Raw genomic sequence first — 26,817 nt, forward strand, 5'->3', positions numbered from 1 at the left:
CGATCAGTACTGCTGAGCCGCAGATGATTTTGTAATGAGTGGCTACGGGGAGTCGAGTTGAGGTCTTCGTCACGGTGTGACGTCCCCGCCTCGTTGCTGCGGTGCCTGATTGTTGACAATATCCAAACGTAGCTTGGAGGTTCGATGGCGTTCAGCCGCAATTCAGGTGTCAGTCCACCCGCGGGGGATGGGGCGCCGCCGGGGAGGTCCGCCCGCGACGACGGTGAGAAGAACCCTCAGGACACCACAGCGGGCCGGCCGGGCGGCCGTACCCTCCACAAGGGCGGGCTACGGCAACGGCACCTGACGATGATCGCCCTCGGCGGCATTATCGGAGCCAGCCTGTTCGTCGGTAGCGGATCGGTCATTCACACTGCCGGACCGGCGGCCGTGCTGTCCTATGCCCTCGGTGGGGTGCTCGTCATCTTCGTCATGCGCATGCTCGGTGAAATGGCCACCGCCAAACCCACTCTCGGTTCGTTCATGGAGTACGCGCGAGAGGCGCTCGGTGAACGTGCCGGCTTCGTTGTCGGGTGGTTGTACTGGTATTTCTGGGTTGGTGTGGTCGCCTTCGAGGCCGTCGTCGGCGGCAAACTTCTTGGCGGATGGTTCCACGCACCGGACTGGGTATTCGCGCTGGTGCTCATGTTCATCCTGACGGCCACCAACTTGCTGTCGGCGCGCTCGTTCGGAGAGACCGAGTTCTGGTTGGCCTCGATCAAGGTCGCCACCATCATCGTCTTTCTCTCCGTCGGTGCGCTTTTCGTCCTCGGTCTCTGGCCGGGATCGCAGCTGTCGGTCGCCAACATTGGCCAACACGGCTTCATCGTCAACGGTGGGTTCTCGATCCTGCAGGGTGTCGTGGTGGTGATCTTCTCCTACTTCGGTGCCGAGATCGTGACGATGGCGGCCGCCGAGTCGAAACACCCCGCCAGAGCGGTAGCCAAGGCCACCAATACCGTGCTGTGGCGGATCCTGCTCTTCTACGTCGGTTCCGTGGCTCTGTTGCTGATGATCACCCCGTGGGCCGAGATCCCCAGCAACTCCAGCCCGTTCGCGGCAGCCTTCGACAGGATCGGTCTTCCCGCGGCCGAGCAGATAATGAATGTTGTCGTGCTCACCGCAGCGTTGTCCGTCCTCAACTCCGGCCTCTACACCGCATCTCGGATGCTCTTCGCACTCGCGAATCGTGGATGGGCACCGAGCTGGGCCAAGGATTGCAACTCACGTGGCGTTCCCTGGAAGGCAATTCTGCTGAGCACGGTCGTCGGGTATGTGGCAGTCGCGATGAACTATGTCTCACCCGATCGGGTGTTCTCGTTCATCATGAACTCCGCGGGCGCGGTGGCCCTGTTCGTCTACGTCATCATCGCCCTGTCCCAGCTGAGCCTGCGCTCTCGTATGACCGACGACGAGAAAGCCGCACTGGGCCTGAAGATGTGGCTCCATCCGTGGCTCGGGATTGTCACCGTGGTCGGGATCGGTGTCATCATCTTCTCGATGAGCCTGATCGAGAGCACACGGACCCAGCTGTGGCTGAGCCTGATCAGCCTCGCGGTGCTCCTGGTGGCCTACTCGATCACCCAGCACGCGCACCGCCGCCGCGCCCGCAAGTAGGACTTCCTGGACGGTTCCGGCCACGGTGCCGGTGGTCGCGCACTGCGCCCACCGGCACGGGTCAGTCGACCGGAAACATCGCCGACCGGATCTGGAGGGCGGCGGTCTCCATGTGCAGGGTGATCAGGCGGCTGAATGTCGACCCATCGGCGCGCCTGATGGCGTCGGCGAGGGTGTGATGATCGGTGATCCGATCTCGGGTTGCGTATTCGGTGCCTTCGAGGATCGACAGGCACATGCGGGTTTCGACCACCAAGGTCCGGTGCGCCCGCGACAAACGGGGGCTGTGGGCGAGTGCTACGAGCTGCTCGTGGAATTCGATGTCGATCTCGGCGACCTCAGCGTCGTCGTGCCGGGCGATTGCTTCGGCCATCCGGTCCACGATGGCGTCCAACGAGTCTCCGGCGGCTGCATGTGTGTTCGATCGGATGATTTCGAGTCCGGCGGCTCGCTCGATCGCCGCGCGCGTCCGGCAGATGTCGTCTATGTCCCCCGCGCTCAGGGTGGTGACGAACAGCCCCCGATTGCGGATGTTGACGAGGAGTTCTTCTTGGGTGAGGCGTTGGACGGCTTCGCGTAGCGGCCCGCGGCTGACGTCAAATTCGGCGGCCAGGTCTTGTTCGAACAGCTGCTGTCCGGGCCGCAGACGTCCTTCGGCGATCGCCGCGCGGAGACGCTCCGCCAGCATGGCCGGCATCGATTGCTTGGGCAGCGGGGCGGAGGTTAACGCCGATATGTCACCCATAGTGTCCGCCCTGCTCGCAAATTGCTGTTTCCACAGCGAAACTAGCAGAGCCGGCCCGAGCGGAGCGCTTACGCATCACTGTGCCCGCACCTCGGGTGAGGTGCGGGCACAGTGCAGAGCTGTCACTCGGGTACGGCGTGCCCGGGTCGCCCCGTCTGCGGGTCAGGAGGGAGGGTAGGTTGCGCGGAGTGTCGCGGCGACGTCCGGTGCGCACTCCTCGGTTTTCAGGGCCTCGAGCAACTGCCCGGCGAACCGTTCCGGTGTCATTCCGAACTTCTCGAAGACCTCGTCGTCCGGTGCTCGGCCGTACGGGGTCCAGCGGCAGGCGAACTGGATCAGCTCGGCACCCAGCCGTGGTGTGGTCTCGTCCGGACGTTGCCGCAAGAGGTGCAGCCGTTGGCGGCGCCGGACACGATAGGCGTCGAGTTGTGCACGGGTGACGCCGTTGTCCGGGTCGCCGGTGCAGGCACGGTGGCGGTCGATGGGCATGGCGGGTTGCATCTCGTTGTCCTGCGGGGTCCGACTAGTGCGGGCCCATGTCCTCGGTCGACACCCCGGCGCCTCCACTGGAGGTGCTGAGAACGGACTTGCGGCGCCCGTACGCCAGATACACCACCAGTCCTACCGCGAACCAGCCCACGAACCGCAGCCACGTCTCCGGCTGCAGGAAGGAGATCAACCAGATCGAAAACGCGATTCCCACGAGAGGGATCACGGGCATCGCCGGGCACTTGAAGGGGCGCGGGATGTCGGGTCGACGGTAGCGCAGCACGATGACTGAGGCGCAGACGACGATGAAGGCAAGCAGGATGCCGATGTTGGTCAGTTCGGCGGCTTCTCCGATCGGCATGAAACCGGCGACCAGGGCGGAACCGACACCGACCACCCACGTGATGCGGGTCGGCACACGCCGAACCGGGTGAGTCTTGGAGAACCACTTCGGCAGCAGGCCGTCCCGGCTCATCGAGAACCAGACACGGGTGACGCCGAGCATGAAGGTGAACATGACCGTCAGCACGCCGATGATGCCGCCCACGGCAATGACACTGGCCACTCCGCCGAGCCCGACGGACGCGAAGGCGGTGGAGAATCCGCTGGTCGGGTTGATGTCGGTGTAGTTCTGCATGCCGGTCAGGACGAGGCATGCGCCGACATAGAGCACCATCGAGATGGCCAGCGAGTAGATGATCGCCTTCGGCATGTGCCGCTGGGCGTCCTTGCTCTCCTCGGCGGCGGTCGACATCGCGTCGTAGCCGAACACCGCGAAGAACACGGTGGCCGCCCCGGTCATGACGCTGCCCATCCCTGAGGGAGCGAACGGCACGTAGTTGCTGCTGTCGACGAAGAACGCGCCGACGATGATGACGAGGAGGACGACGGCGACCTTCAAAGCCACCACGACCATCTCGAACTTGGCCGCGGCCTTCATGCCGCGGGTGAGAAGGAACGCGATCAGCAGGCACAAGATCATCGCGAACAGGTCGACGCGGTGCCCCTCGCCGGTGCCGGGTGCTCCCATCATCCAGGCGGGCAGGTCGAGGCCGAATTGTTGGACGAGGAAGTTGAAGTATCCGGAAATGCCGATGGCGACCACGGCGACGATGGCCGTGTACTCGAGCAGGAGATCCCAGCCGATGAACCAGCCCACGATTTCGCCGAGTACGACGTAGCCGTAGGTGTAGGCGGAGCCCGCTTTGGGGACCATTCCGGCAAACTCCGCGTAGGAGAAGGCCGCGGCGGCGCTGGCAATGCCGGCGAGGATGAAGGAGAGCAGGACTGCCGGGCCGACAGCGGGTATTCCGTTTGCTTCGTCGCCGTGAGCGACACTGCCGGCCAGCGAGAAGATGCCAGCTCCGATGATGCCGCCAACGCCGATGGCAGTGAGTTGCCACAATCCCAGAACGCGCTGCAGCCCTCCACCTTCGGAGTTTTCGTCGGTTACCAAGTCGATGGGTTTGCGCCGGAATATGCCGGTGGATGGTCGCGCAGCAGCAGTGGCGGGACCGGGTTTGGTTGAGGTCATAGGGGGCTTCCTCTAGCAGTGACATGTACCACAGTTAGACGGATAGTCTGCAATACGGTTATACAAATGACAAGTCGCGAGGTTCAGGCACGTGGCCGAAAGGTGGCGGGAGGTCGGTCCCGGCCTACGACGAGTCCGGGCTAGCCGATGCACATGTAGATGTGACAGTGCCGGTGAAGGGGTGATCCGGCCGCCACCGGCGGTCGGTGAGTCGGTGAGAGTGTCGCCCCCGAGCGACCGACCCATCGGCAGTGCGGCGTGGGGTTGTCGATAGTGCTGGGCGCGGCCACGGACGCCATACAGACGCGACGAGCGGAACGCCGGTACACAGATGGCCCTGTGTGCCGGCGCCCCGCTCGGTCGTTGCTATCCGGTGGGTCAGAGGGAACGTCGGATCATCGATCCGCCGGCCATCACCATGTGGACGGAGTCGGTAAGGGCGGTGATGTCCTCCAAGGGATTTCCGTCGACGACCAGGAGATCGGCGTGAGCGCCCGGTGCCACGATGCCCAGCCGCCCGTCCGCCTGGAGCAGACGCGCGCCCACCACCGTGGCGGAGCGGATCACGTCCACCGGCTTCTGCACCTGAGTGCGCAGGGTGAACTCGTCGAGCTGGCGATCCTGCAGGGAGCCGAGCAGATCGGAGCCGAACGCGATGTTGATGCCGTTGCGGTGAGCGGTCTCGAGGCCTCGGAAGCTCGCCTCGAGAACCTCGGACACCTTCGCCTGCAGCGCGTCCGACAGCCCGGCGGCCGCGCCCTCCTTCGACAGGGCGTGATAGGTCACCAACGTCGGGACGATGAACGCGTCGTGCTCACGGAACAGGGCGGCGGTCGCGTCGTCGATGAAGTTGCCGTGCTCGATCGAGCGGACACCGTTGGTGACACCGCGGGCGATGGCCTGCGGTGTGTACGCGTGACCGGCGGCGTAGCGGTTCGCCGCGCGCGCTTCCTCGACGATTGCGCGGATTTCCTCGACCGAGAACTGGGTGCTGTCGATGCGGTCGGTCGGTGACGTCGCGCCGCCGCTGAGCATGATCTTCAGGTGTGTGGCGCCCTTGCGCAGTTCGTCGCGGGCGGCGCGTCGGCATTCGGAGAGCCCGTCGCAGATCCGGCCGAAATCGGGGCAGCAGTAGTGGCTGCCCGGGGTGTCGTCGCCCGGGTGGCGGACATCGCCGTGACCGCCGGTCTGCGAGAGCGCCTTTCCGGCGTAGTGCAGCCGCGGTCCCTGAATCAACCCGGTCCGGATCCCGGCGGCGAGTCCGTGGTCGGCGCCGCCACAGTCGCGGACGGAGGTGAACCCGCGGCACAGCATCCGGTTCAGTTCGGCGGCGGCGTGCAAGGTGGTGTACGACGGGGCCATCCGGGGGAGGGCGGACAGGTCCGCGGTGGCCGCGGTGACGTGTACATGCGCATCGATCAGACCGGGCATGAGGATGCGTCCGTGCAGGTCGATCGTCTCGGCCCCTCGGTACCTGACTTCGCCACCGCCGACTTCGGTGATGACACCGTCGGTGACGAGGACCCGACGGTCCGGGTGGAGGGTTCCCGCGTCCGGGTCGAGCACGGACGCGTTGGTGAACAGCCAGGTGCGGTTGGTATCCGCGGTGGTAGCCATGAGCTAAGTCTCGCTTTCGAATGCGTTGTGGCAGTTACCGGTCGACGGTGAGAGCGGGATCGAAGTCGGTGTTTCCGTTGTCTGCTAATGAGGACTTGGAGGGCAGGTGGACCGATCCAGAGATGTCCTCGAGAGTGCGGCCCTTGGTGGAAGTGCCGAAGATTGTGATCGCGAGGCCGCCGAAGAGCAGTGCTCCCGCGGTCATCAGGAAAACACCGGTGAAGCCGATGATCGGGTAGGTCGCCCCGATGATCAGCGGGGCGCTGATGCCGCCGATGCGGCCGAACCCGGACGCCACGCCCATGCCGCTGGCGCGGATCTCAGTCGGGTACACCTCCGGGGTGTAGGCGTAGATCGACGAGTAGACGCCGTTCATGAAGAACGAGAGCAACGCTCCCCACAGCATGACCAGCGCCGAGACACCGGACTGGGACATCATGTAGGCGGCCATCGCGCCGCCGGTCAGGTAGATGGCGATCGTCCACTTGCGGTCGAGTTTGTCATTCAGATAGGCGGCTGAGTAGTAGCCGGGGATCTGGGCCAGGTAGATGACGATCGAGTAGCTGAAGCTCTTCGTGATCGTCAGGCCGCCGGCGACGAGCAGGGTCGGAATGAAGGTGAAGAATCCGTAGAACGCGAATGTGATGACCAGCCAAAGCATCCACAGCGTCGAGGTGCGGTGCGCAAGGCCGGGCCGCCACAGCGCCTTCAACCCTTGCAGGGCCGTCAACCGTTGTAGTGCAGAGGTATTGGTCGAAGTCTCGGCGACGGTGGACGCCTCGACGGGGGGAAGTTCACGGCCCAGATGCTTGACCGCCCGGCGTTCGATGTCCTCGACGACCAGACGTGCTTCGTCGACCTTGCCTACCGACAGCAGGTACCGCGGGGACTCGGGGACCGAGCGCCTCCACCACAGCAGCATGACCAGCGGAACGGCGCAGAGCAGGTGTGCGATGCGCCAGCCATCCTCGCTGATCGGGATGATGAATCGTCCCAGCAGCGCTGCCCCGACGTATCCGAAGGAGAAGAAGCCGGCGAGGGCTCCGACGAATCGACCGCGGAGCCGGCCCGGGGCGAATTCGGAGAGGAAGGCGGGGATGATCGACGATTCCGCGCCGGTCCCGATGCCCGCGATCAGTCGGGCGATGAAGAAGAATTGCCAGGTCGGGGAGAAGGCGGCGAGCAGGGTGGCTAGGCCGTAGATGCCGAGCGCCCACATCATGACCTTGCGTCGTCCGAAGCGGTCGCCGAGCATGCCTGCCGATACCGCACCGAACAGATATCCGATCAGGGTCGAGCTGCCGATCAATCCGGCCTGGAATCCGGTCAGGTGCCATTGCTCTTTGATAGCGGGGAGGACGAACGCCAGGATCGCGACGTCGAGTCCGTCGAATGCGAGTCCGAGGCCGCCCATCGCGAGAAGGCGCTGATGTGGGCGTGAGAACGGAACGCGTTCCATTCGAGCGAGTAGGTCTGACATGGCAGTTTCCTCTGCGTAAAGGGTGGAGGCCGAAGTCGTGTTCGGTTCGAAAAGCTATGGGCGAGCGAGATTCGCGGCTCGATGTTGCGGAGACCACACGAACCTATCTGCAATGTATAGTTCACAGAGTAGTTCAATGCAATACTCATTGCATAGGGTTTTCTGGGAACGAAACAAGGCAGACGTGGACGCGGATCGGAGGACCCGGTGCAGCGGACCTGCGTGGCAAAGTCGCCCGATGGCGGTGGTCGGTGGGAGGGTGGGGGACATGAGTGAGGTCAGAGAATGGCTGGCGGTCCTGCGCGAGGGGACTCAGGCGACGCCGAAGATCGGCCAGGTCTTGGATCTGATCGCCAAACAGCCCCGGATGGCCTCGTACGCGTCGGCATCCGCCATTGCTGAGACGGCCCACGTCAACACCGCGACAGTGGTTCGAGCGGCGCAGGCGCTCGGATTCGAAGGCTGGCTGGCGCTGCGGGCAGAGGTGCGCTCGAGATATCTCGCGTCGCTCTCGGCTACCGAGGTCTCCGCCGAACATGCCGAACTCGGGGTGCATCCAGCGTCCTCCGCCGTCCGGCAGGACGTCGCGAACCTGGGACTGTTCGCCCGCGGCCTCGATCTTGATGTCATCGAGCACTTCGCCACCGCCATCTCCGGAGCGGATCGGACCGCGGTGGTGACGACAGGTAGCTACGCGGCGGTCGCCGCCCCGCTAGCCCACCTCGGTGCGGTGATGGGATATCCGATCGCGATGGAAACTCGCGGCGGCACCCATCTGGCCAACGTCATGAGTTCGATGAAATCCGAAAGCTGCTTCGTGGCAATCAGTTTCTGGCGACTGCACGCCGAGATCCTCAAGGCGGCGCGCTCGGCAGCCCGGCGCGGTGCGACAGTCTGCGTGATCACCGACAGCGTGTCCACGCCGCTGACCGAGGTCGCCGATCACGTCATCGTGGTGTCCTCGGAAGGCGGTAGCTGGTTCCCCTCCATGGCAGCCGGCGTCTGTGCAGTCAACGCTGTATTGACCTCGCTCGAACAGCAGGGCGGCCAAAAGGTTCAGGACGCGATCGCCGACATGGAACACACCTGGGCCGAACTCGGGCTCTACGACATCTAGCCCCTGACCTGAGCGTCGAGGGGCCCGCGATGGGCGTTGTGGCGCCAGAGGCGCCCGAAGGCTAAACCCAGTGTGGCGCTGCGGTCCTTTCTCTACCCGCCCGTCGCGCACGTCGATCTCTCCGCGTGCGTCGGAATGAGAACCTCCAGCGAATCGGGGAAACCTCTGGTCAATACTTACGCTTTGTTGTACTGTATAACCGTAATACCGACAAGGTTGCTGGGATCCCGCTAGGCGCACCGTCGACACAGATCGACGGGCCCACCCCGCCATCGGCGACGGCCGCATTAACGGACTCGGCGCGTCGGTCCATGGCGTGGACTGATCGGAATATCAACGGCGCTATTCCGATCAGTTCATTCCTCCACGGCGCGGGCCAACAACCCGCCCCTTGACCTCGAACACTGCGACACCCATCCCAAGGAGAACTGCCATGAATCTGGCCGACTACGACGCCCTGAGCTTCGACTGCTACGGCACCCTGATCGACTGGGAAGCCGGCATCGCCGCCGTCCTCGCTCCGTGGGCGAAGGAAGTCGGACTGGTGCTGACCGACGAGGAACTGCTCCTCGCCTACGCAGAGAACGAGGCCCAGGCCGAACGCGACACGCCTGATGCGCTCTACTCGGCGATCCTCGCCGACGCCTTCCGCCGCACCGGCGAGAAGCTGGGCAAGGAAGTGACCGACGAATGGGCGGCCATGCTCGGCGCATCGGTTCCCGACTGGCCGGCCTTCCCCGACTCCACCGAGGCTCTCGCTTCCCTCGCGAAGGACTACAAACTGATCATCCTGTCCAACGTGCACCGCGAGGGCTTCGCCGGCAGCAACGCCCGTCTGGGAGTCGAGTTCGACACGATCATCACCGCCCAGGACGTCAAGGCTTACAAGCCCGCACCGAACCACTTCGAGGCCCTCGACGACGCACTCGAGGAACTGGGAGTTCCCCGCGAGCGTCTCCTGCACGTGGCTCAGAGCCTCTTCCACGACCACGTGCCCGCCAAGCGCCACGGACTGCCATCGGTATGGATCAACCGTCGCCACGACCGCCCGGGCTGGGGCGCCACCCCCGAGCCTTCCGACGAGTACACCTACGATCTCGAATTCCCGACCATGGAAGGGTTCGCCGCCGCCGCACGTGCGGCTAAGAACGGATAGAACTACCCGATCGAACTGGGGCAGCGAACACTTGCTCCCTCGTCGACCGAACTCAGTCGAGGCTCGAGTCGGCGAGGGAGCCGAGCGGAAGCTCCGTGAAGCCGACGGCCCGCGAACGCAACGGGGACCAGGAATGCGTAGTCGAGCCATTCACCCGGCCTAGCCGAAGCTGCCCCGAGTTTGTGAATTCTCCACCGACACAACGACTCCTCCGCTCCTTCGATAAGTCAAATGGAGTGTCCACCCGATGGCGCGCAAAACCCCCCACGCGGATATCACCCATCGCATCACCGTCATCCCCGGTGACGGCATTGGACGAGAGGTAGTGCCAGCGGCCACGACTGTCCTGGACGCAGTTTCTGCCCAGTACGGATTCGGCCTCTCGTGGGACGAGAAGAACTGGGGAAGCGGCTTCTTCAAGAGATATTGCAGAATGATGCCGATCGATGCCATCGATCAGATGGCCAGAACAGATGCGGTGCTGCTCGGAGCCGTCGGCGATCCCGAGATCAGCGACGTCGAGACGTTGTGGGGGATGCTCATCCCGATCAGACGGCAGTTCGATCAGTACGTCAACCTCCGCCCGATCCGATCGCTGCCCGGAGCCCGATCACCGTTGCGCAGCGGCGCCGATATCGATCTCGTGGTCGTTCGGGAGAACGTGGAAGGGGAGTACTCCGAGGTCGGAGGTCGCAGCTACCGCGGAACCGACCACGAATCGGCGTACCAGCAGGCGATCTTCACCCGGCACGGAATCAGCCGTCTAACGCACTATGCGTGCCGGCTTGCGAGCCAACGGCGTGGAAGAGTTACCTCCGCCACGAAATCTGATGGGCGCATCCACACGATGACCTTCTGGGACGAGATTGTCCAGGAAGTCGCCGAGCAGCGTCCTGAGCTGCAATTGAACAGTGCGCATCTCGATGCCCTGGTGGCGGCGATCCTGACGGAGCCCGAGCAATTCGATGTCATCATCGCCTCGAATCTTTTTGGTGACATTCTCAGTGGCATCGCAGCAGCAGTCGTCGGATCGGTCGGTGTCGCCCCCAGCGCAAATCTGAACCCAGAACGTCGATACCCCTCGATGTTCGAACCAGTGCACGGGTCGGCGCCCGATCTGGCCGGAAGGGGAATCGCCAATCCCACCGGAGCGATATGGGCGGGTTCAATGATGCTCGAACACCTGGGTCACCGTCAGGCCGCCGAAACAGTGGTCGACGCGCTGACAGCTGTGATCGCGGCTGGGACCTGTACACCCGATCTCGGCGGTACCACCACCACAAGCGAATTCACTGCCGCCGTTGTAGCTGAAATACACGTCGGCGGTCAGAGCCCAATACTCGCGCTCGAAGAGGTCGACGGAGTTCGGGAGGGTATATCCGAGAGGGATCGCCGACACGTAAGTATCCAGTCGCATGGAAGACGGATGGGCTAGCGGCTGTGTTCGGAGATCGACAATCTGCTGCAATACGGGCGACATAGTTGAAGTACCTCGACTATCGGGATTTCTGGACAGCGCATTTGGCACATGGTCGGGATTGTCCGCTGAGTGTCCTATCACCGCAGCGTCGGCGTCGAGCGTCAAGTTCGTTTTTTGGTTCTGGCATATGGAGCATGTAGTTGTAAGGAGGAGGAAGGAAGGAAATGGTGGTGGGTGGAGGGGTGTTTACCTATGGCGAGCAATGATGCGGGCCTGGGGACCTCCATGAACTGACTGTCCGGTAATCACGCGTAAGACGGGTCTCTAATCACACCTGATTCCGCCTGCTGGGCCACGTTCGTGCACAACTGGCGGAACACGGGTAATCACTGCAGATCGTTCTTGTGTGCGCGCGGCGGTCACGAGTCGCGTTCATGCGGGGTTCTCAATCCGAGCGCTGGGGACCGCGTCATCAAGTGCTGCTGCCGGGAGGCTGTGGCTGTTCGAACGACCTTCTTTACAGGAGCCCTCCCTACCTCACCTCCAAGCGCGGGCGCAGTCCGACCTCCGATCGTTGTCGCCGCCGCCCTGCCGGCCTTCATCCCGCATAGTTCCCAGTTGACTCTCATGAGCGGCTGATGAGGCCTGCGCTGGCGGGGAGTGGACTGCCCCATCGTAAGGCGTGCTCTTCCGCATCGGTGCACGTCCTGAAACGTTACGGTTCAGGGGGTCGAGAATCGCTGTCCCGGCCCACGGCTGGACGCCGCATTGTCAATGGGCGGGGGCGTCCGGGAACCTCGGGGGCTTACTCGTCCGGGTCCGCTTGAGCGCGGCAGCCATCTCCCGCAGCGCGTTCCGCTCCGGCATCGATAGCGCGGATATGTTCGTGGCCAGAAACTCGTCGATCTTTATGGCAAAGGTTGACACGCCGAATCCGAACTGCACGAAGATGTCATCAGGTTCGGGGCCGCCGTAGGGCAACCAACGGAGGGCGAGATCGACCACGGCATTGACACGGGTGTGGCCGGGGATGGTGGATTGGTCGGTGGCCCATTTGCCGGGGAGGCCGCGGGCGGTGTGCGCGTTTTTGTTCTGTGGCATCGATGTGTTTCTTTCGTCGTCCTACCCGCCGGGGGATGCGACCGAGGAGTTCCTTACTGGTCGGCGGGGAGTCGGAAGCGGCGGATCTTGCCGACACTGGTGCGGGGGAGTTCGTCGATCAGGTTCCACTGTCGGGGCCGCGCGGCGGGCGAGAGATTGTGTGATGCCCACTCGGTCAGGTCATCGGCATGCGGCGGGTTATGGGGATCACGAGCGACGACGTAGGCAACGGGGACGACATCCCGCATCGGGTCGGGTTGAGCGACCACGGCGACCTCGAGAACACCCGGTGCTTGCGCGACCGCGGCTTCGACCTCGGTCAGGCTGACGTTCTCCCCGGACACCTTGATGACGTCGTCGACGCGACCGACGAACCGCAGCACCCCGTCGATGTTGGCGGACACGAGGTCACCAGTGGCGAACCATGTGCCTTCCTCGGTATGCCGGAATGCCTCGGCTGTGGTCTGTTCGTCGTCGAGGTAACCCGAGAACAGGTCGACACCGGGAGTCCCCAGCACGCGCAATTCGCCCGGTTCATCCGGTGCGGCGATTCCACTTCCGCCGGGGGCGCAGACGAGCGCGCGTCGGCCCGGCAGCGGTGTGCCGATCACGTCGTGCCCAAGCGGGTCGCTGGTGTCCGCGCAGACGATCGCGACCGTTTCCGTCATCCCGTACAACTGGCGCGGTCGCGTTCCGGCTAGTTGAGCGAATTGCTCGTAGTGTTCGGCACCCAAACTTTGTGCGAACCAGATGTGTTCGAGGTTGAGCGGCTGTTCGTCCGGTGCGCAACGTGCGAGGATCATGCGGATCGGTGCGGCGAACAGGCTGGCATGGGTGACGCCGAGCTCGCGGGCGTGCGAGACCCAGCCCGAGGCGCTGAAGGCGGCGCTGAGTGCGACGCTCGCGCCGACAGCGATTGCGGGGGCGAAGCAGTAGTACTGGGCGTTGGCGTGAAAGAGCGGCAGGGTCACGTGCCAGCGGTGCTGAGACTGCAGGCGTGTCACTTTGGCCATGGTCTCGGCGACATGCGCGTAGTTCGCCTGGGTCAGGACGACGCCTTTGGGCTCCGACGTGGTGCCGGAGGTGAACATGACGGCCGCCCGGTCGAATGGTTTTACCGGGTTGGGTTTCTCGACTGGGGTACCCGCGGCAAGAGGACCTTCGGCAGAGATGTCGGAGGCGTCTTCGGCGAGCTCGATCACGACAGTAGCGGTCTCGGCCGCTCCTTCCTTGTACGCCGCGGCGCGATCGGCGGCGCATACTCCGAGGACCGGGCGCACTCGGCGGATCTGGCTGGCCACGTCTCGGGCCGCCGATGCCGGGTCGACCGGGACCAGCCAGGCGCCCAGGCGGGCCGCGGCGAGCCACAGAGCGACGAATGCCGGACAGTTCCGCAGTGCCACATGAACCGGCGATCCGGGACCGACTCCGGCCTCCCTCAGGGCGCCGGCGGTGCGCGCGACTACCGTGTCGAATTCCCCATAGGTCCAGTCGCTGACCGAACCGGACTCGGATCGGAAGACGAGGAACGAATTGTCGGTGTGTTCGCGAACGGTCGAGTCCCAGATGCTCTGGAATGTCTCGGTCGTCATGGGTGAGCATCTCCTTGGTTGCGGAGTCGAGTCGGGTGTCGTCGGTTATAAGGCGAAGCCTGCGGCGCGCTTCCGCCCGCAGTGACCGGTTCGAGAATCTGCGCGGCGGGCGCCGTAGCGGGGTGGCTTCGGCAGGGCCGCCGCATCACAATGCGCATGGCGATCAGTGCGGTGCCGTTGCCGATCGAGGTGATCTCGTCATTCGGGCAAGGTGCGGAGTTCCGTCACCATGCAGTGGTCTGGACGACCGGAGCCGAATTGCGCCAGAGGTGCAGCTGGATCCGAGTCTGCACTGGGGCGCGAAACAGGTGCCGCGGGATCCGATCTCAGCGAACGGTCGCGCCGCGGTCGGTGACTGATACTTCGATCGTCGAGGAGTGCGACGCTGCTCCGGCATCCACGGGCAGGACTGTTCCCGTTACCCACTTCGCAGCTGGGCTGGCCAGATAGAGAACTGCCTCGGCCACGTCCCATGCGGTGCCTTCCGTGCCGAGCACGTTGAGGGAGGCGCGGAGGGCACGAACATCGTCGTCGATACCCGGCTTCGTCGACACCATCGGTGTGTAGACGAGGCCTGGTGCAACTGCGTTGACGCGGATGCCTTGGCGTCCGTGCTGGCTGGCCATGGCCTGAGTCATGCTCACGACCGCACCTTTGGTGGTGGCATAGCCGATTGCCGCATGTCCGCCGCGCAGGCCGGCCAGGGATGACATGTTGATGATCGAGCCGCCGCCCACCCTTTCCATGGACGGGATCACAAATCGGGAAATCACGACCATGGAGGTCAGATTGACCTCCAGGCAGCGTGTCCAGTCGTCGAGATCGACGTCGACCACCGTGCCGGGCGGCCCTGCGATGCCCACGTTGTTGAACAAGATCTCAATAGCACCCCACCGCCGTTCGATCTCACTGACGACTTCGCTGACGCGAACGGGGTCGGTGACGTCGCATCGGAATGCTGCGCATATGCCGCCCCGTTCCTCGATCATCTGGCGGGTGCGCTCACCGGAGTCGTTCACGTCCAACAGCGCAACCCGTGCGCCTTCGTCTGCCAGGCGGATTGCCGCTGCACGGCCGTTGCCGATGCCGTCCCCGACAGCGCCGGCGCCCGTCACAATTGCGGTTTTGCCTCTGAGAAGTTCCCTAGTCACGCGCATTGTCTCCATCAAGGAATATCGTTGGGATCGAAAAGCGGCGCTTGCGTGGCGCCCATCACTCCCATCCAGGATCGCAACCCTGGTGGCGATCGTCTACGTCCCTCACCCCAACATTGCGTTCACCCTGTTGGATTTTCTTACAACGACGGCCATGCTCTGACGTTTACGATGGTGCGGTGAGCCCAATACCTGACGATCTGATTGTGTCAGTCACCAATTGCCTGGATCGGGAATGGGCCGTGCTCGGCAGCCGCGCAGCCGACGCGATCTTCGCGGAACTGCCCAGCTATGCCGGAGTCAACCGGGATGACGTCCAAGAGTCCGTGGGCCGAAACATCCGTCGGGCGATTAAGACGCTGCGCTCCCGACAGGCTCCCAGCGCCCGGATACGTGACGAGGCAGCCGTGACCACACGGGACCGCGCCCAGGAAGGGGTGCCGATCGAGGACATCATCCGCGGCTACAGACTCTCGTTGCGGGTTATCCACGACCGTTTTCTCGAACTGGCAGCCGAGGTTGGGATGCCGGCTGACGAGATCTTGGAATCATCGAACCTTTTATGGGAAGTCGGGGACTGGTTCACCGCCATCGCGGCGGTGGAGTATCGACACCATGCTGTTCGCGACGCAGTCAGAGAGACGATGCGCCGTGCCGAACTGTTGCGCGAACTTCTCGGTGGGTCCCTCAGCAGCCAGCGAATCCATTCCGCTGCGACGGCATTGAACATCGATCCCGTCGGGCGATACTCGGTGTTCTGCCTGCTTCCGCACGGCACTGCGGAAGGAGACACCGTGCGGGCGGCGTTGGAACATCTCCCGGATCCTCCGCCGGTGATGGCCGAGTTCGAGGGCCGTTGGGTAGGACTGACCGTCGACCCGCCCAACATGCGCACCCCCAAACATGTCGTGGCTGTCGGCCCACGTGTAGGGCTGGCCGATCTCCCTGAGTCGGCCCGAATCGCAGATCTGATTCTGAGAATCGCCCAGAATCAGCCGTCAGGCACCTACAGCCTGGCCGACGCAAGTTGGCGTATCGCCACTGTGGCCGAACCCGCCGTGACGAGCCTTCTTCACACGAAGTATGTGCAGCCTGCGCTCGATCTCGGTGAGTTTGGTGAGCTGCTGGTAGACAGCGTGAAGGCTTTGCTGCAAGAGGACCTCAATATCGTGCGCGCGGCGCAGAAATTGGTCGTTCATCCCAACACCCTTCGCTATCGCCTCGGCAAATACGAGGAACTGGTCGGTGTCTCTCTCGCCAGCACCAGCACGATCGTGGAAGCAGCGTGGGTGCTCGGTCTTCCTTTGGCAAGCACGTAAACCGGTTCAAATAGATGCAACATTGGCACTGCCACTCGGTTGTTTTGCGGCACAAAGAAATCAGCGAATTGCGTATCGGCACTCCGTTGTTCCTAGATTCTTACGTCACGGTATGTACCCGCGAAACGGTTCGAATGCTCTGGTCCGGAAGGGGTTTCCCGGCGGCCGCTGCGTTAGGCGATGGTCAGGTGAGGACGCTTCCGCCGTCGACGTGCAGGCAGGTGCCGGTGGTGTAGTCGGCGTCGGGGGTGAGCAGGTAGGACACTGCGCCGGCGACTTCAGTCGGTTTGCCGAACCGGGGGATCGGCAGCGACTCGACGCCGTAGTCGGCGCCGGCGGCCATCGGCGAGGCAATCGGACCGGGGGCGACGGCGTTGCAAGTGATGCCCCAGGGGCCGACCTGGCGGGCAATCCAGCGAGTCAGGTTGATCGCCCCGGCTTTGGCTGAGGCGTAGGCGGCGCCGGAGCGCCCCCCGGTTCCGTCTCGGTCCACGGGGCCGATACCACCGACCTTGCCGGACACGGAGACCACGTTGACCAAGCGTCCCCAACCCTGCTCACGCATGTGTGGGAAAACCGCTGCCTGGCAGGCGAATGCGGTCGCGGTCAGGTTGGTGTCGAGGTCTCGGTGCCAGATCTGCGGACTCAGTGTTTCGAACGATTCGCGGCCACAGGTCCCAGCGCAGTTGACAAGAATGTCCAGGCGGCCCTGCTCCCGGGCGACGGAGTGGATTCCTGCCTGCAGCGATTCCACGTCACGGACGTCGATCTGCAGGGCGCCCACGGCCTTGATTTCTTCCGCCGTCTGGTCGACGTGGTCGGCGAGATCGAGCAGTATCACGTCGCTTCCGTCGGCGATCAGCCGTTCGGCGATGGCTCGGCCGATGCCGCGAGCTGACCCGGTGACGACTGCGATACGTGACTCGGGGTTAATCATGCTGATGTCCTTCGTGTGTTGTTCGGGGCCCTGGGTGTGTGAGAAACGGGAAGCGACGGGTGAGGTTCATCGACCCGGGACTACCTTTCGCACGACCGGGAGTGTGGTGATGGACGACGACGGCATTCCACTCTTTCGGCTCCGTGACTGGTTTCGGAACGGCGTACGAGCGGGCATACGATCGAGTCTGACTAGACACAAAGGTCCAGGCAATGGCCGAACTCGAACAGCAAATCTGCAAAAAGGTGAAGATGGCATCATCGCGGCCGAGCGCCGATGACTTGCTGGTCCTGCTGGAGGTAGCCCGCAGCGGCCGATTCAACCGAGCAGCTGAGACACTCGGGATCAATCACGTCACCATCTCGCGACGGATCAGTGCTCTCGAACGCACCATGGGCGGCAAGCTGCTCGCCCGATCGAACGGGGGATGGGAACTGACCCCGCTCGGCAAGCGCGCCCTGACCGCCGCGGAGAGGCTGGAGGGCGTCCTGCAGGAGCTCGAGTCGAGCCCGGAAACCGAACCCGTCATCGAGGATGTCGTCCGACTGTCCGCCACCGATGCGTTCAGCACCTTCGTCGCCGCACCGGCGGCGGCGCGCCTCCACCAGCGTCACCCCGGCATCAGCGTGGAGATCGTCTCCACGACCCGGCGGGCAGTGCAACACCGGTCCGGTTTGGAGATCGAGATTGTCGTCGGCGAGCCGCAGGTGGTCCGGGCCGAGGCATTCCGACTTGGCAGCTACGTGCTCGGCCTGTTCGCCTCGACCGACTACCTCCGCCGTCACGACCCCCCGACCACCGTCGACGACCTCACCCTGCACCGCCTGGTCTACTTCATATCTTCGATGCTGCAAGTCGACGACCTCGACGTCGGGCGACGCTATCTGCCCGACATGCGCGACTCGGTAACCTCCACCAACGTCTTCGCGCACGTCGAGGCCACGAGGGCCGGCGCGGGACTCGGGTTGCTTCCGACTTTCATGGCAGCGCGCCGCCACGATCTCATCAGGATCCTTCCCAACGAGATTGCCGTGCAGATGGACTACTGGCTGGTTGCTCGATCTGACACTCTGCGCAGACCGGCCGTGGCGGCCGTCGTCCGCGAACTCAGAATCACGATGCGCCAGATGGAAGATGTACTACTCGGGTCCGATGGTCCACCACCATCGAGCGAAGAACCGTGAGCGTCGACGCATGCTCACCCGAGATGACCTCGCGCGGTCTCCTCCGGAAGGGCGCGCCGCTTTTTCAGGCCAGGCCGCGTGGTAGGCCCAGGGTCTGAACAGATCCGCCCGCAGGCCGACGGGAATGATGCGGTAGTCGGTTCGCAGACGATTGGGATTTACGAGTTAGGCGAAGCTCAGCGCCGGTTGTGCCGTGCGGTGGACGGGACGGGGAACCAGGCGAACAGATCGGTATGGACGAGACCGGTCTTGTCGTGAAGGCCGTCGGAAACCTCTTCTGTTTCTGCTGCTGATCGGACCAGTTTGAATTCGGTGTCGAGCCGGTAGCGGTCTCGATCGAGGGACGAACTCTGTCCTGTCGGAATGTACGAACCCCGCACACTTAGCGGCGCGTGGGTCGCCGACCATGGATTCATCGGTCATCCGGAGACGCGGCTGACCTGCGCGTAGTTCCACCTCGCCACAGTGGGTCATGAGGGAGATTGGCATGAGTTCTGCAGACGCCGTCCCGCAATCTGTCGGCGGACGCGCAACGGGCCCGGATGCCGATGCTGTCGTACCCGTCGGCGACCGAAACCAGCAGATGCAATCCGGTGATTCGTATCACAACTTGGTAGAATCGAGGTCAATGACGCAAACCCCCGGATTGGCTGGTGGCGATGCGACCGCAGGCCCCCAACTCCTGCGACCCGCGATCGCGATGTCGTGGCGTCGATCCGAAAGTTTCGGTCTGGAACCGGCCAACCCTATAGTCGGGCCTGCCAAGTTGGAGTTCGATGCTTCCAGCAGACTGCTCCAGGCGGCTACACCGGTTCTCGACAGCGTTCGCGAGTCACTGAGCGGTGTTCGCGCGGGCGGGTTGCTTGCTGATTCCAGCGGCACCATCGTCGGCCGATTCTTCGGAGATGCAGACCTCGCTGCCAGCACCGACCGGTTCGGAGGATGCCTGGGAATGCCGTTCGACGAGTCCCGCACGGGGACCAACGCAATCGCGACATGCGTTGAAACACGTGAACCTGTGACCGTCGTCGGTGAGGAGCACTTTCTGGAATGCCTCAAGAGCTTCGACTGCTACGGGCTTCCGATCATCAATCCGGTGACTCGACGTCTCGAAGGCGTCATCGACCTGATGGTCGATACAGGATTTGAGCATCGGCAGCGTCGAGCACTCGAAGTTGTCCTCGACCGGATGGTGCGCGAGATCTCCATGCGATTTCTCGCCGACTACGACCCTGATGTCCAACATTCCCTGATCGCCTTCCATGCTCTGGTGCGGCGTACCGACGATCCGGTGGTCCTCTTCGGTCGCGACTTCGTCTTGCACAATCGCCGCGCGCTCGATGAATTGTCGACGTCCGACCTGTCAGAACTCGAGCAGCACGCGATGGCCGGCGGACATTCCACCGAGGTGCGTTTAATTCTCGAGTCGGGCCGTGAGGTGGCTGTCCAGGTGGCCAGCCCGAGCCATGGCCAACCAGCATTGCTACGTGTCCGCAGCAACGTACGTGAGCGCTCACCGGTGCCACGTACGCTCGGCCGAACCAAATCGGTAACAGATCGAATCGACGAACGCCTCGACGCGCTCGCCGCCCGTCGTACCCCGGTGCTCGTGATCGGTGAGCGCGGCACCGGACGTTCGCGGGCCGCGCACCGGATTGCTGGTAAAGGCGCGGTCGTGTTCTCTGCGGCCGATTTTGCGCACGAGCCCGTGACGGACTCGACAGCTGCTCTTGTGATCGAAGAGGCTGACTGCCTGAGTTCCCGTGCGGTCGCGGAGGTGGCCGAGACGATTCGCGCCGGAAACAGACGCGTAGTGATGACCACGGTGCGCGATGCCGGCCACAAGGACATCGACTATCTCGGTGGCTTGTGCACGGAATGGGTCGAGTTGCCGCCGCTTCGGGAGAGGACGGAGGACGTAGCGCAGATCGCCAACTCGATTTTGCGCGAGCTCCATGCGGGCAGGGCGCCCCAGGTACGCCTCTCTACTCCGGTAATCGATCTGTTGCGCCGCCATCGCTGGCCGGGAAATCTGGCGGAACTAGCCGCAGTGCTGGCCGAGATCAGCAGCCGGCGAAGCGCAGGCGACATCTCCATAACTGACCTACCCACTCGATATCAGCGTCTGAGTGCGGTGCGATCGAAACTGACGCCCTTCGAACAGGCCGAGTGGGAGCTGATCGAGAGAACGCTCGTCGCCTGCGACGGCAACAAAGTACATACAGCCAAACGCCTCGGCATAAGCCGGTCCAAGCTGTATGCCCGGCTGCGGTACTTCCAGATCACCTGAGCGTAGGACACGACCCAATAGGCGCCTACGACAGCGGGATTCGAATGCAATCGGCGCAATCCCAACCTCCGTATCAGGCAGCACCGGAGTGCCCGGAGCGTCGGCGTCAGAAGGATGTGGCTTCGTCCGATGGCGTCCGAAGCGGCCCGGTCTCACCAACCACTGTCGTGAGTTCCGGCGAGGAAGTTTCGTTTCAGGCTGCCCCATACCGCAATCTGCGGTGACTGTGCATTCGTCTACCGCCGGTGATCGTCTCGATAATCAGTCGCGGTCGATCGGTGTGGGTGAATCGCTGGTCTTCGGGAGGGTGCGCTTTGACGTGTCAGCATTTGCCGACGCGGTGCCGGCGAGGTGTATGTATTCGTCTAGTTCGAAGTGCACGATGCGTTTGTCATTCCATTCCACCCACGCACGGCCGGTGAGCTGCAGTGTTTGTCCGCGTTTCCAGTCGACGAACAGCAATCCTGCAGCTGGGTTGAGTTCGAGGTTGCCCAGTGTCATGAACATCGAGTTGCCCGGATAGTCCTCGAACTGCAGCGTGCGCGGACCGGTCACACTGACGAACCCGGGGTTGCCGCCTCGGTGGGACGCATCCGCACCGTAACCCGCGACGGATGTGGCGATGAAGAAGGTGTCCGCCTGGGTAATCCACTCACAGTGCCGTTGTGACAGGGCGGTGCCCCGTGCGAGATCCTGTCGCGGTACGGGTGGGGAGGTATAGGGATGGGTCTGGATGTGCTTGGGGCAGTTGGAGTAGACCTGCTCAGCGATCACCGTCAGTATCTCGTCGGCCCTCACTGCTATGCCGTTCACGCGCATTCTGCGCCGAGTCTGTGGCTCGATGGCCAGCAGACCAACGTCTCGGTTCTGTTCGAACAGCCCGTGAAGGGGGTCCTCAAAGTGGGGTAAGCCGCTGAGGTCTATCGTTCGATCGTCGCGGGGTGCGGCGAAGCCGATGGGGCCGGCCAGCATCCCGGCCCAGACCCGCCCGTCATCGTCGGCGGCGCCGATGACGAGCGTGTGCTGGTTCCGAAGAAACTCTGCGGCCACGTCGGGGATCCGCGAACCGACTCGTGAGCTCCCGTGGTCGACCAGCCGCACTCCCGTCCGTTGCTGGACTGCGACCTCTCCTGGATGCCTGATCAGAAGAACCCACAACTCGGGGCCCCCGCGGTGGGGGCGCGAAGGTCGGCAGCGCCTTCGGGAGCGAAGATCTCCAGCCGGATGCCGTCGGGGTCCTCGAAGAAAATTCCACCCGACGGGGTGCCCTCTGCGTGTGGCACGACGCCGTCGTAGTAGAGAACCGCTCCGACCTCTTTGATCACCGCTTCTGCCTCGCGGACGGCGTCGAGGTCTGCCACCTGGAAAGAAAGGTGGTGGAGTCCCGGACCGGCGACGTCGAAGCGGCCGCTGCTCTGCTGCCAGAGTGTCAGCACGATGGCTCCGTCCTGGGCAAGGAAGGCCGACCGGCGATCGCCGTCGTGCGACTCGGCCACCACTGTGAAGCCGAAGATGCGAGTGTAGAACTCTGTGGACTTGTTCAGGTCGGTGACGTTGAGCCCGACATGATCGGTGTGGAAGGACATGACTCACTCTCCTTTGATTGATCTCATGGTCGATTTGCATCAACGGGGGTGCAGATGCCCCGGGGCGGATGGTCTCGTCATGTTCGCGAAAATTTCTGTGACACTGCGTGTCGAGACAAATAGCTCGGACCACGTCCGGTCGGACTTGGCCGGGAGAGGACCGTGCAGTCGTTGTTCTGGTCTTCGACGTCGAACGGGCCACCATGCCAGACCAGACTGCTCTCCGTGTCTGCAACGAGCCACGAGGATGGCTCGGTCGCTCGTATGACGTGCTCTAGTGGGGAACTCGATCAAGCGCTGTGATAGCGGACAGACCATAGATGTGCTCGGGGGATGTGAGGCCCTGCTGAAGTCTGGCCAGCTGGAACCTCGCAGCAGCGTCGAGCCGGCGGTTGTAATCACTGATGTCGATTCCGAAGGCGGCTGCAACGTTTTCCGGAGCGGGTCCCCCGAGTGGTCCCCAGAGAAGTGCAAAGTCGAGGATGTCATTGTCGCTATGGCTCTGCCACATTTCTTTCCAGCCTGAGTTGCTTACTCTGAATTCTTGTGCAGGTTCTCGGGATCTGTCGGACCGCCAGCCACCCGGGCCGTCCACGTAACCGGACGCCGAGCGACTACGAAGCGGGTGAGGAACCGTTCGTTCGCCGGTATTGCGGATATGCGTTCGCTAAACTGTGTATCTCTTCTTGGGCACAATTCGATTCAGGAATGATCTGCCACAAACGCTCAATGAACCGGCGCGTCGTCATTCCGAAGTGCACAAGGATCTCCTCCTCGGTAGCGCCCCCGTATGGTGCCCATATGCTGGCAAAGTCGAGGAGGCGCTCCGACTCGGTGTCAGGATGTTTGGGTTTGCGGTTCACTTCGATCCACGCGGCGCGCCGCCTCCGGCGCCATTGGCGATACTCGCGAGAGTTCATGTTACTTAACACATCTTTGGGTCCTGCGGATGCCTTCGGAATTGTTGGTGTGCCCGCGGCAGCGGGGTGTACATGGGGAGTGCTAGTCGTTCTCGCGCTGAATGGCAAATTGCTTTTCAACGCCGTACTGGCCGGGGAACGAGGTTTGTACAGCACGTGGGCGGGCGAGTGCTGGCATGAATGGCCCGGCGCTCACCCGCCGCTGCGGATACGGGTCAGTCTCGATGCCTGCACTGTTGCAGCGACTGATTCGACACTGAGATCCGTTCGTGTTGAGGCGTTCTAGACGAACTGGGCGGTATCCATTTACGTTCTGTAAGCGGATGCCTTACCATCACGAAGCGCGAGCGGATCGTAGCCCTCTTGCTTCATCAACTCATGCAGCTGCCGGCGGCGAACACCCATGTTCCCGCCGTCGTAGATGGGGAAGCACAACGCATCGGCCATGATTTCCGAGAGTGCATTGTCGGTTCCGCCGTAGGACTCGACGCCGACCAGACGCATCGCGTCATAGACTGCCTGCACGCACAGCTCGGAGTTGTAGACCTTGGCGATGTTGGCTATCTCCCTATCGGCGCCGCCAGTCTTGTCGTAGTGGTCCGCGGCCTTCAAGGCGAGGTAGCGTCCCGCTTCGATCTTCATCTTCAGGTCGGCGAGCATGTAGCCGGCGTTTTGATACTCGATGACCGGCGTGGGCCCACCGCGCTGCTGAGTTTTCGCGAACTTGTAGGCCACATCGAATGCTGCACGCATCCGACCGACACACGCGATGGCGATCGGTGCGGAGGTCCAGGTAAAGGAGGACTGTGCAATCTTCACGCCGTCTCCGGGACTGCCCAGGATATTGCTGGCCGGTACCCGGACGTCGGTGAAGTTGACCATCGGCGATGGGGTTGCGACGTGCCCCATCGTGTCAATCATTCCGACGACCTCGATGCCCGGCGTCGACCCGGGTACAACGATCATGGCGGCGGCCTCGGAGATCGGACTGAGCGGATCGGTCGTACAGAGGACAGTGAATAGATCGGGATGGGCTCCGTCCCAGCCAGTTCCGTTAGTCGTGTACTGCTTGTGCCCATTGATTACCCATTCATCGCCGTCCAGGCGCGCAGTGGTCCGAACCCCGGTGCCAACGACATTGGAGTCGAAGTTCGCCGATCCACCCACCTCGGAGAATGCGATACCGGCGAGCCTGGGTGTGCTGTCGGTGAACTGCGGTAGGAACTCTGTCTTCTGTTCTTCGCTGCCGAAGTTGATGATGGCGTCGAGGCCAAGTCCTGTCGAGAGGATGGCGCTCGGGACGTTGATGTCCACGCGAGCCAATTCTTCAGCGGAGAGGCAGAACTCGAGCGACGTAAATGCGGTTCCCCCGTATTCCTTGGGGATCAAGGCGGTGATGAAACCGGCATCGGCCATCTGCTCGTAGAATGGCTTGATCGCGTTGAATCGCGACTCCGGATCGTGGTACGGGCGCATCGCGTCGGCGACCTGGGTCAGCACAGTATCTGCGAACTCGGCAGCGTCTGCCTGGATCTGCTTCTGTTCCGCACTGAGACTGAAATCGAGTGTCATGGTTTTCCAATCGTGTGACCGGGAGTTTGTCGGGATCGTTTGTCAGCGGCCTGAACGGACCGAGACCGTGTCGGTACTACTGTCGAGCGATGTGAATAACGTGGGCATCGGTGTATTCCTCGATGCCCTCGCGGCCGAATTCGACTCCCAGTCCGGACTGTTTGCGCCCACCGAATGGCACGTCGGGCGCGAGCGCAAAGTGGGTGTTGACCCACACGGTGCCGCTTTCGAGCCGGTCTGCGATTTGCTCTGCCGCGTCGAGATCCTCACCCCAGACCGAGTTCCCGAGCCCGTACGGGGTGTTGTTGGCCCGAGCGATCGCGTCATCGACATCGTCATAGCGCATCACCGAGCGGATCGGTCCGAAGGTTTCCGCGGACACCAACGGAGATGATTCATCCACATCGCGAACCACTGTCGGCCGAACGAAATAGCCACCGCCGTCGAGTACCTCGCCACCGGCGATCACTGTCCCCTGCGCGTGAGCGAGTTTGAGTGACTCTTTCACAGTTTCGAACTGACGGGCGTTCTGGATCGGTCCGAGTTCGGTTTCGGGGTCGAGACCGTGTCCCACGACCGCGTTGTTCGCTCGCTCCGCGAGTTCATCGCAGAAGCTGTCGTACAGCGATGAGTGAACGTAGATGCGCTTGATGCTGATGCAGACCTGGCCGGAGTTGGCGAAGGCCCAGGTGTAGATGCCGGCGGCGGTCTTCTTCACTTCGGCGTCGGGCATGACGATCGCTGAGTCGTTGCCGCCGAGTTCGAGGACTATGCGCTTGAGGGTTTCCGCACCGCTGGCCATGACGCGTTTGCCGGCTGCCGTGGACCCGGTGAACGACACCTTCCCGACATCGGGGTGACTGGTGAGCATGGGTCCGACCTCGCCAGCGTCTCCCACGATGTTCACCACACCAGCGGGCACGAGGCTACGCAGTGCCTCGCCGACAAGCAGTGCGCTGAGGGGCGTCGTCGGAGACGGTTTGACCACCACGGTGTTGCCGGTGAGCAGTGCGGGAGCCAGCTTGTACACGAACTGGAAGAACGGGAAGTTCCAGGGAAGAATCGCCGCGACCACGCCAATCGGCTTGCGCCGGACCTCGACGTAGGCTTCGTCGTCGTCGCGGATGACCGTGCCGTCCAACGACATGTCCGCGATATGACGGGCCCAGGTGATCGAGTACTCGACGTCGGCGGTGGCGTCAGCCAGCGGCTTTCCATTTTCGAGGACAATCACCCGCGCGATCTCGTCGCGGCGTTCTTCGATGATGTTCGCGAGTTGCCGGATGATGTCGGCACGGTCTGCAACAGGTGCATCGCGCCAGGCAGGGAACGCGGCTTTCGCGGCTGCGACGGCATCGTCGACTTGTTGCCGATCGGCCACAGGGGCGTGTGCGATGACCCGCCCCGTGGCCGGGTCGATCACGGGCTGGGAAGCAGCGCCGTCCACCAGCTTGCCGTTGAGCAATTGCTGGAACTTGTGTTGCAGGAGATCTCGCGAAGATGCGAGCGTGGAGACGGCAGTCATACTAAATCCTCGTATCAGTCGATGCTTGTGACTGAACTCATAATGGAATACCTCCAGGCGGGTAAGTGTGTGACTTTCACACATTCGCGAAAACGGTGGGCGATGCGGGCGTAGCCGTGGCGCGGACCGTTAGTTTCTTGCGGTTAAGCGCGTATTTGGTGCATTTCAGCAGTGGCGCGCGCGATGGATGGGCCGCGCGCGCTGCTGGACTAGAGCGATGGAGCGCGCGGCGATGATCGCGCGCGTGGACCGACCGCCGGTGGTGATGGGTCGGCGCGTGGCGCGGTTTCTCTCACGGTCACTCGCTCTATGGATGGAGTCATGGATGGATGGATGGGGTGGTGTGGTGGTGTGGTGGTGGGTGGTGGTGGCGCGCGTGGGGCACAGGGTGGAGAACGTGCGTGATCCCATTCCGCGCATGAACCTCCGCAGCCAGCCCCCGGCCACAGGGCGTGCCCGCGT

At 63.2% G+C, this 26,817-nt stretch carries 20 protein-coding genes; 7 read left to right on the plus strand and 13 right to left on the minus strand.

All coding sequences use genetic code 11. The features are described from left to right. The first annotated feature begins 144 nt into the window (after positions 1-144). Positions 145-1,617, plus strand: a complete 1,473-nt coding sequence (locus OYT95_RS40405) for an amino acid permease (RefSeq protein WP_442972602.1) — start codon at positions 145-147, stop codon at positions 1,615-1,617. Between the two features lie 61 nt (positions 1,618-1,678). On the opposite strand, the gene OYT95_RS40410 is transcribed toward OYT95_RS40405, so the two are convergent. From OYT95_RS40410 to OYT95_RS40430, 5 genes are all read right to left on the minus strand, one after another. Next, on the minus strand, positions 1,679-2,362 hold the full coding sequence (locus OYT95_RS40410; protein WP_268793133.1) for a GntR family transcriptional regulator: 684 nt from the start codon (positions 2,360-2,362) through the stop codon (positions 1,679-1,681). A 162-nt stretch (positions 2,363-2,524) separates the two neighbouring features. After that, positions 2,525-2,863 (minus strand): hypothetical protein, encoded by a 339-nt coding sequence (locus OYT95_RS40415; protein ID WP_268793134.1) that lies wholly within the window; start codon positions 2,861-2,863, stop codon positions 2,525-2,527. A 22-nt stretch (positions 2,864-2,885) separates the two neighbouring features. Next, the gene (locus OYT95_RS40420) at positions 2,886-4,385 is read right to left on the minus strand and encodes an amino acid permease (protein ID WP_268793135.1); all 1,500 of its coding nucleotides are present in this window, start codon (positions 4,383-4,385) and stop codon (positions 2,886-2,888) included. 378 nt (positions 4,386-4,763) lie between these two features. Next, complete coding sequence (locus tag OYT95_RS40425; RefSeq protein WP_268793136.1) at positions 4,764-6,002, minus strand: metal-dependent hydrolase family protein; 1,239 nt, start codon at positions 6,000-6,002, stop codon at positions 4,764-4,766. Between the two features lie 34 nt (positions 6,003-6,036). Next, complete coding sequence (locus tag OYT95_RS40430) at positions 6,037-7,482, minus strand: MFS transporter (protein WP_268793137.1); 1,446 nt, start codon at positions 7,480-7,482, stop codon at positions 6,037-6,039. 268 nt (positions 7,483-7,750) lie between these two features. Between OYT95_RS40430 and OYT95_RS40435 the strand changes: the two genes are divergently transcribed. The 3 genes from OYT95_RS40435 (at position 7,751) to OYT95_RS40445 (ending at position 11,190) form a co-directional block, all read left to right on the plus strand. Further along, the gene (locus OYT95_RS40435; RefSeq protein ID WP_268793138.1) at positions 7,751-8,599 is read left to right on the plus strand and encodes a MurR/RpiR family transcriptional regulator; all 849 of its coding nucleotides are present in this window, start codon (positions 7,751-7,753) and stop codon (positions 8,597-8,599) included. A gap of 433 nt (positions 8,600-9,032) precedes the next feature. Further along, positions 9,033-9,755, plus strand: a complete 723-nt coding sequence (locus OYT95_RS40440) for a haloacid dehalogenase type II (RefSeq protein ID WP_268793139.1) — start codon at positions 9,033-9,035, stop codon at positions 9,753-9,755. A gap of 247 nt (positions 9,756-10,002) precedes the next feature. Then, complete coding sequence (locus tag OYT95_RS40445) at positions 10,003-11,190, plus strand: isocitrate/isopropylmalate dehydrogenase family protein (RefSeq protein ID WP_268793140.1); 1,188 nt, start codon at positions 10,003-10,005, stop codon at positions 11,188-11,190. A 756-nt stretch (positions 11,191-11,946) separates the two neighbouring features. Here OYT95_RS40445 and OYT95_RS40450 read toward each other — a convergent pair. The 3 genes from OYT95_RS40450 to OYT95_RS40460 all read right to left on the minus strand — a co-directional run bounded on the left by OYT95_RS40450 (position 11,947) and on the right by OYT95_RS40460 (position 15,025). Next, entirely contained in the window at positions 11,947-12,276 is a 330-nt protein-coding gene (locus tag OYT95_RS40450; protein ID WP_268793141.1) for a hypothetical protein, read from the minus strand. A 53-nt stretch (positions 12,277-12,329) separates the two neighbouring features. Next, positions 12,330-13,868, minus strand: a complete 1,539-nt coding sequence (locus tag OYT95_RS40455; RefSeq protein WP_268793142.1) for a class I adenylate-forming enzyme family protein — start codon at positions 13,866-13,868, stop codon at positions 12,330-12,332. Positions 13,869-14,194: 326 nt separating this feature from the next. Then, on the minus strand, positions 14,195-15,025 hold the full coding sequence (locus OYT95_RS40460; RefSeq protein ID WP_442972612.1) for an SDR family NAD(P)-dependent oxidoreductase: 831 nt from the start codon (positions 15,023-15,025) through the stop codon (positions 14,195-14,197). Between the two features lie 203 nt (positions 15,026-15,228). Between OYT95_RS40460 and OYT95_RS40465 the strand changes: the two genes are divergently transcribed. Further along, complete coding sequence (locus tag OYT95_RS40465; RefSeq protein ID WP_268793144.1) at positions 15,229-16,341, plus strand: PucR family transcriptional regulator; 1,113 nt, start codon at positions 15,229-15,231, stop codon at positions 16,339-16,341. Between the two features lie 184 nt (positions 16,342-16,525). Here OYT95_RS40465 and OYT95_RS40470 read toward each other — a convergent pair whose 3' ends face one another. Continuing rightward, complete coding sequence (locus tag OYT95_RS40470) at positions 16,526-17,278, minus strand: SDR family NAD(P)-dependent oxidoreductase (protein ID WP_268793145.1); 753 nt, start codon at positions 17,276-17,278, stop codon at positions 16,526-16,528. A gap of 212 nt (positions 17,279-17,490) precedes the next feature. Here OYT95_RS40470 and OYT95_RS40475 point away from each other — a divergent pair, with 212 nt between their 5' ends. Together OYT95_RS40475 and OYT95_RS40480 are read left to right on the plus strand one after the other, a co-directional pair. Further along, a complete protein-coding gene (locus OYT95_RS40475) occupies positions 17,491-18,462 on the plus strand; it encodes a LysR family transcriptional regulator (RefSeq protein ID WP_268793146.1) in 972 nt (323 codons plus the stop codon). Positions 18,463-18,949: 487 nt separating this feature from the next. Beyond that, positions 18,950-20,752 (plus strand): sigma-54-dependent Fis family transcriptional regulator, encoded by a 1,803-nt coding sequence (locus tag OYT95_RS40480; protein ID WP_268793147.1) that lies wholly within the window; start codon positions 18,950-18,952, stop codon positions 20,750-20,752. Positions 20,753-21,013: 261 nt separating this feature from the next. Here OYT95_RS40480 and OYT95_RS40485 read toward each other — a convergent pair whose 3' ends face one another. The 4 genes from OYT95_RS40485 to OYT95_RS40505 all read right to left on the minus strand — a co-directional run bounded on the left by OYT95_RS40485 (position 21,014) and on the right by OYT95_RS40505 (position 26,355). Then, a complete protein-coding gene (locus OYT95_RS40485; protein WP_268793148.1) occupies positions 21,014-21,802 on the minus strand; it encodes a pyridoxamine 5'-phosphate oxidase family protein in 789 nt (262 codons plus the stop codon). A 92-nt stretch (positions 21,803-21,894) separates the two neighbouring features. Further along, positions 21,895-22,338 carry a VOC family protein gene (locus OYT95_RS40490; RefSeq protein WP_037228749.1) on the minus strand — a complete coding sequence of 148 codons (444 nt, stop codon included), beginning with the start codon at positions 22,336-22,338 and terminating at the stop codon, positions 21,895-21,897. A 1,226-nt stretch (positions 22,339-23,564) separates the two neighbouring features. Further along, positions 23,565-24,830, minus strand: a complete 1,266-nt coding sequence (locus OYT95_RS40500) for an acyl-CoA dehydrogenase family protein (protein ID WP_268793150.1) — start codon at positions 24,828-24,830, stop codon at positions 23,565-23,567. A gap of 76 nt (positions 24,831-24,906) precedes the next feature. Beyond that, positions 24,907-26,355 carry an aldehyde dehydrogenase family protein gene (locus OYT95_RS40505; protein ID WP_268793151.1) on the minus strand — a complete coding sequence of 483 codons (1,449 nt, stop codon included), beginning with the start codon at positions 26,353-26,355 and terminating at the stop codon, positions 24,907-24,909. Between the last annotated feature and the right edge of the window lie 462 nt (positions 26,356-26,817).

It is taken from the genome of Rhodococcus sp. JS3073 (assembly GCF_026810085.1).
Lineage (GTDB): Bacteria > Actinomycetota > Actinomycetes > Mycobacteriales > Mycobacteriaceae > Rhodococcus_F > Rhodococcus_F wratislaviensis.

What these genes read in the sequence shown, in the direction of transcription:
- OYT95_RS40500 (WP_268793150.1), bottom strand. Translation starts at nt 24,830, where the DNA reads ATGACACTCGATTTCAGTCTCAGTGCGGAACAGAAGCAGATCCAGGCA.
- OYT95_RS40440 (WP_268793139.1), top strand. Translation starts at nt 9,033, where the DNA reads ATGAATCTGGCCGACTACGACGCCCTGAGCTTCGACTGCTACGGCACC.
- OYT95_RS40445 (WP_268793140.1), top strand. Translation starts at nt 10,003, where the DNA reads ATGGCGCGCAAAACCCCCCACGCGGATATCACCCATCGCATCACCGTC.
- OYT95_RS40490 (WP_037228749.1), bottom strand. Translation starts at nt 22,338, where the DNA reads ATGTCCTTCCACACCGATCATGTCGGGCTCAACGTCACCGACCTGAAC.
- OYT95_RS40430 (WP_268793137.1), bottom strand. Translation starts at nt 7,482, where the DNA reads ATGTCAGACCTACTCGCTCGAATGGAACGCGTTCCGTTCTCACGCCCA.
- OYT95_RS40455 (WP_268793142.1), bottom strand. Translation starts at nt 13,868, where the DNA reads ATGACGACCGAGACATTCCAGAGCATCTGGGACTCGACCGTTCGCGAA.
- OYT95_RS40460 (WP_442972612.1), bottom strand. Translation starts at nt 15,025, where the DNA reads ATGCGCGTGACTAGGGAACTTCTCAGAGGCAAAACCGCAATTGTGACG.
- OYT95_RS40480 (WP_268793147.1), top strand. Translation starts at nt 18,950, where the DNA reads ATGAGTTCTGCAGACGCCGTCCCGCAATCTGTCGGCGGACGCGCAACG.
- OYT95_RS40425 (WP_268793136.1), bottom strand. Translation starts at nt 6,002, where the DNA reads ATGGCTACCACCGCGGATACCAACCGCACCTGGCTGTTCACCAACGCG.
- OYT95_RS40435 (WP_268793138.1), top strand. Translation starts at nt 7,751, where the DNA reads ATGAGTGAGGTCAGAGAATGGCTGGCGGTCCTGCGCGAGGGGACTCAG.
- OYT95_RS40475 (WP_268793146.1), top strand. Translation starts at nt 17,491, where the DNA reads ATGGCCGAACTCGAACAGCAAATCTGCAAAAAGGTGAAGATGGCATCA.
- OYT95_RS40415 (WP_268793134.1), bottom strand. Translation starts at nt 2,863, where the DNA reads ATGCAACCCGCCATGCCCATCGACCGCCACCGTGCCTGCACCGGCGAC.
- OYT95_RS40410 (WP_268793133.1), bottom strand. Translation starts at nt 2,362, where the DNA reads ATGGGTGACATATCGGCGTTAACCTCCGCCCCGCTGCCCAAGCAATCG.
- OYT95_RS40470 (WP_268793145.1), bottom strand. Translation starts at nt 17,278, where the DNA reads ATGATTAACCCCGAGTCACGTATCGCAGTCGTCACCGGGTCAGCTCGC.
- OYT95_RS40450 (WP_268793141.1), bottom strand. Translation starts at nt 12,276, where the DNA reads ATGCCACAGAACAAAAACGCGCACACCGCCCGCGGCCTCCCCGGCAAA.
- OYT95_RS40420 (WP_268793135.1), bottom strand. Translation starts at nt 4,385, where the DNA reads ATGACCTCAACCAAACCCGGTCCCGCCACTGCTGCTGCGCGACCATCC.
- OYT95_RS40505 (WP_268793151.1), bottom strand. Translation starts at nt 26,355, where the DNA reads ATGACTGCCGTCTCCACGCTCGCATCTTCGCGAGATCTCCTGCAACAC.
- OYT95_RS40405 (WP_442972602.1), top strand. Translation starts at nt 145, where the DNA reads ATGGCGTTCAGCCGCAATTCAGGTGTCAGTCCACCCGCGGGGGATGGG.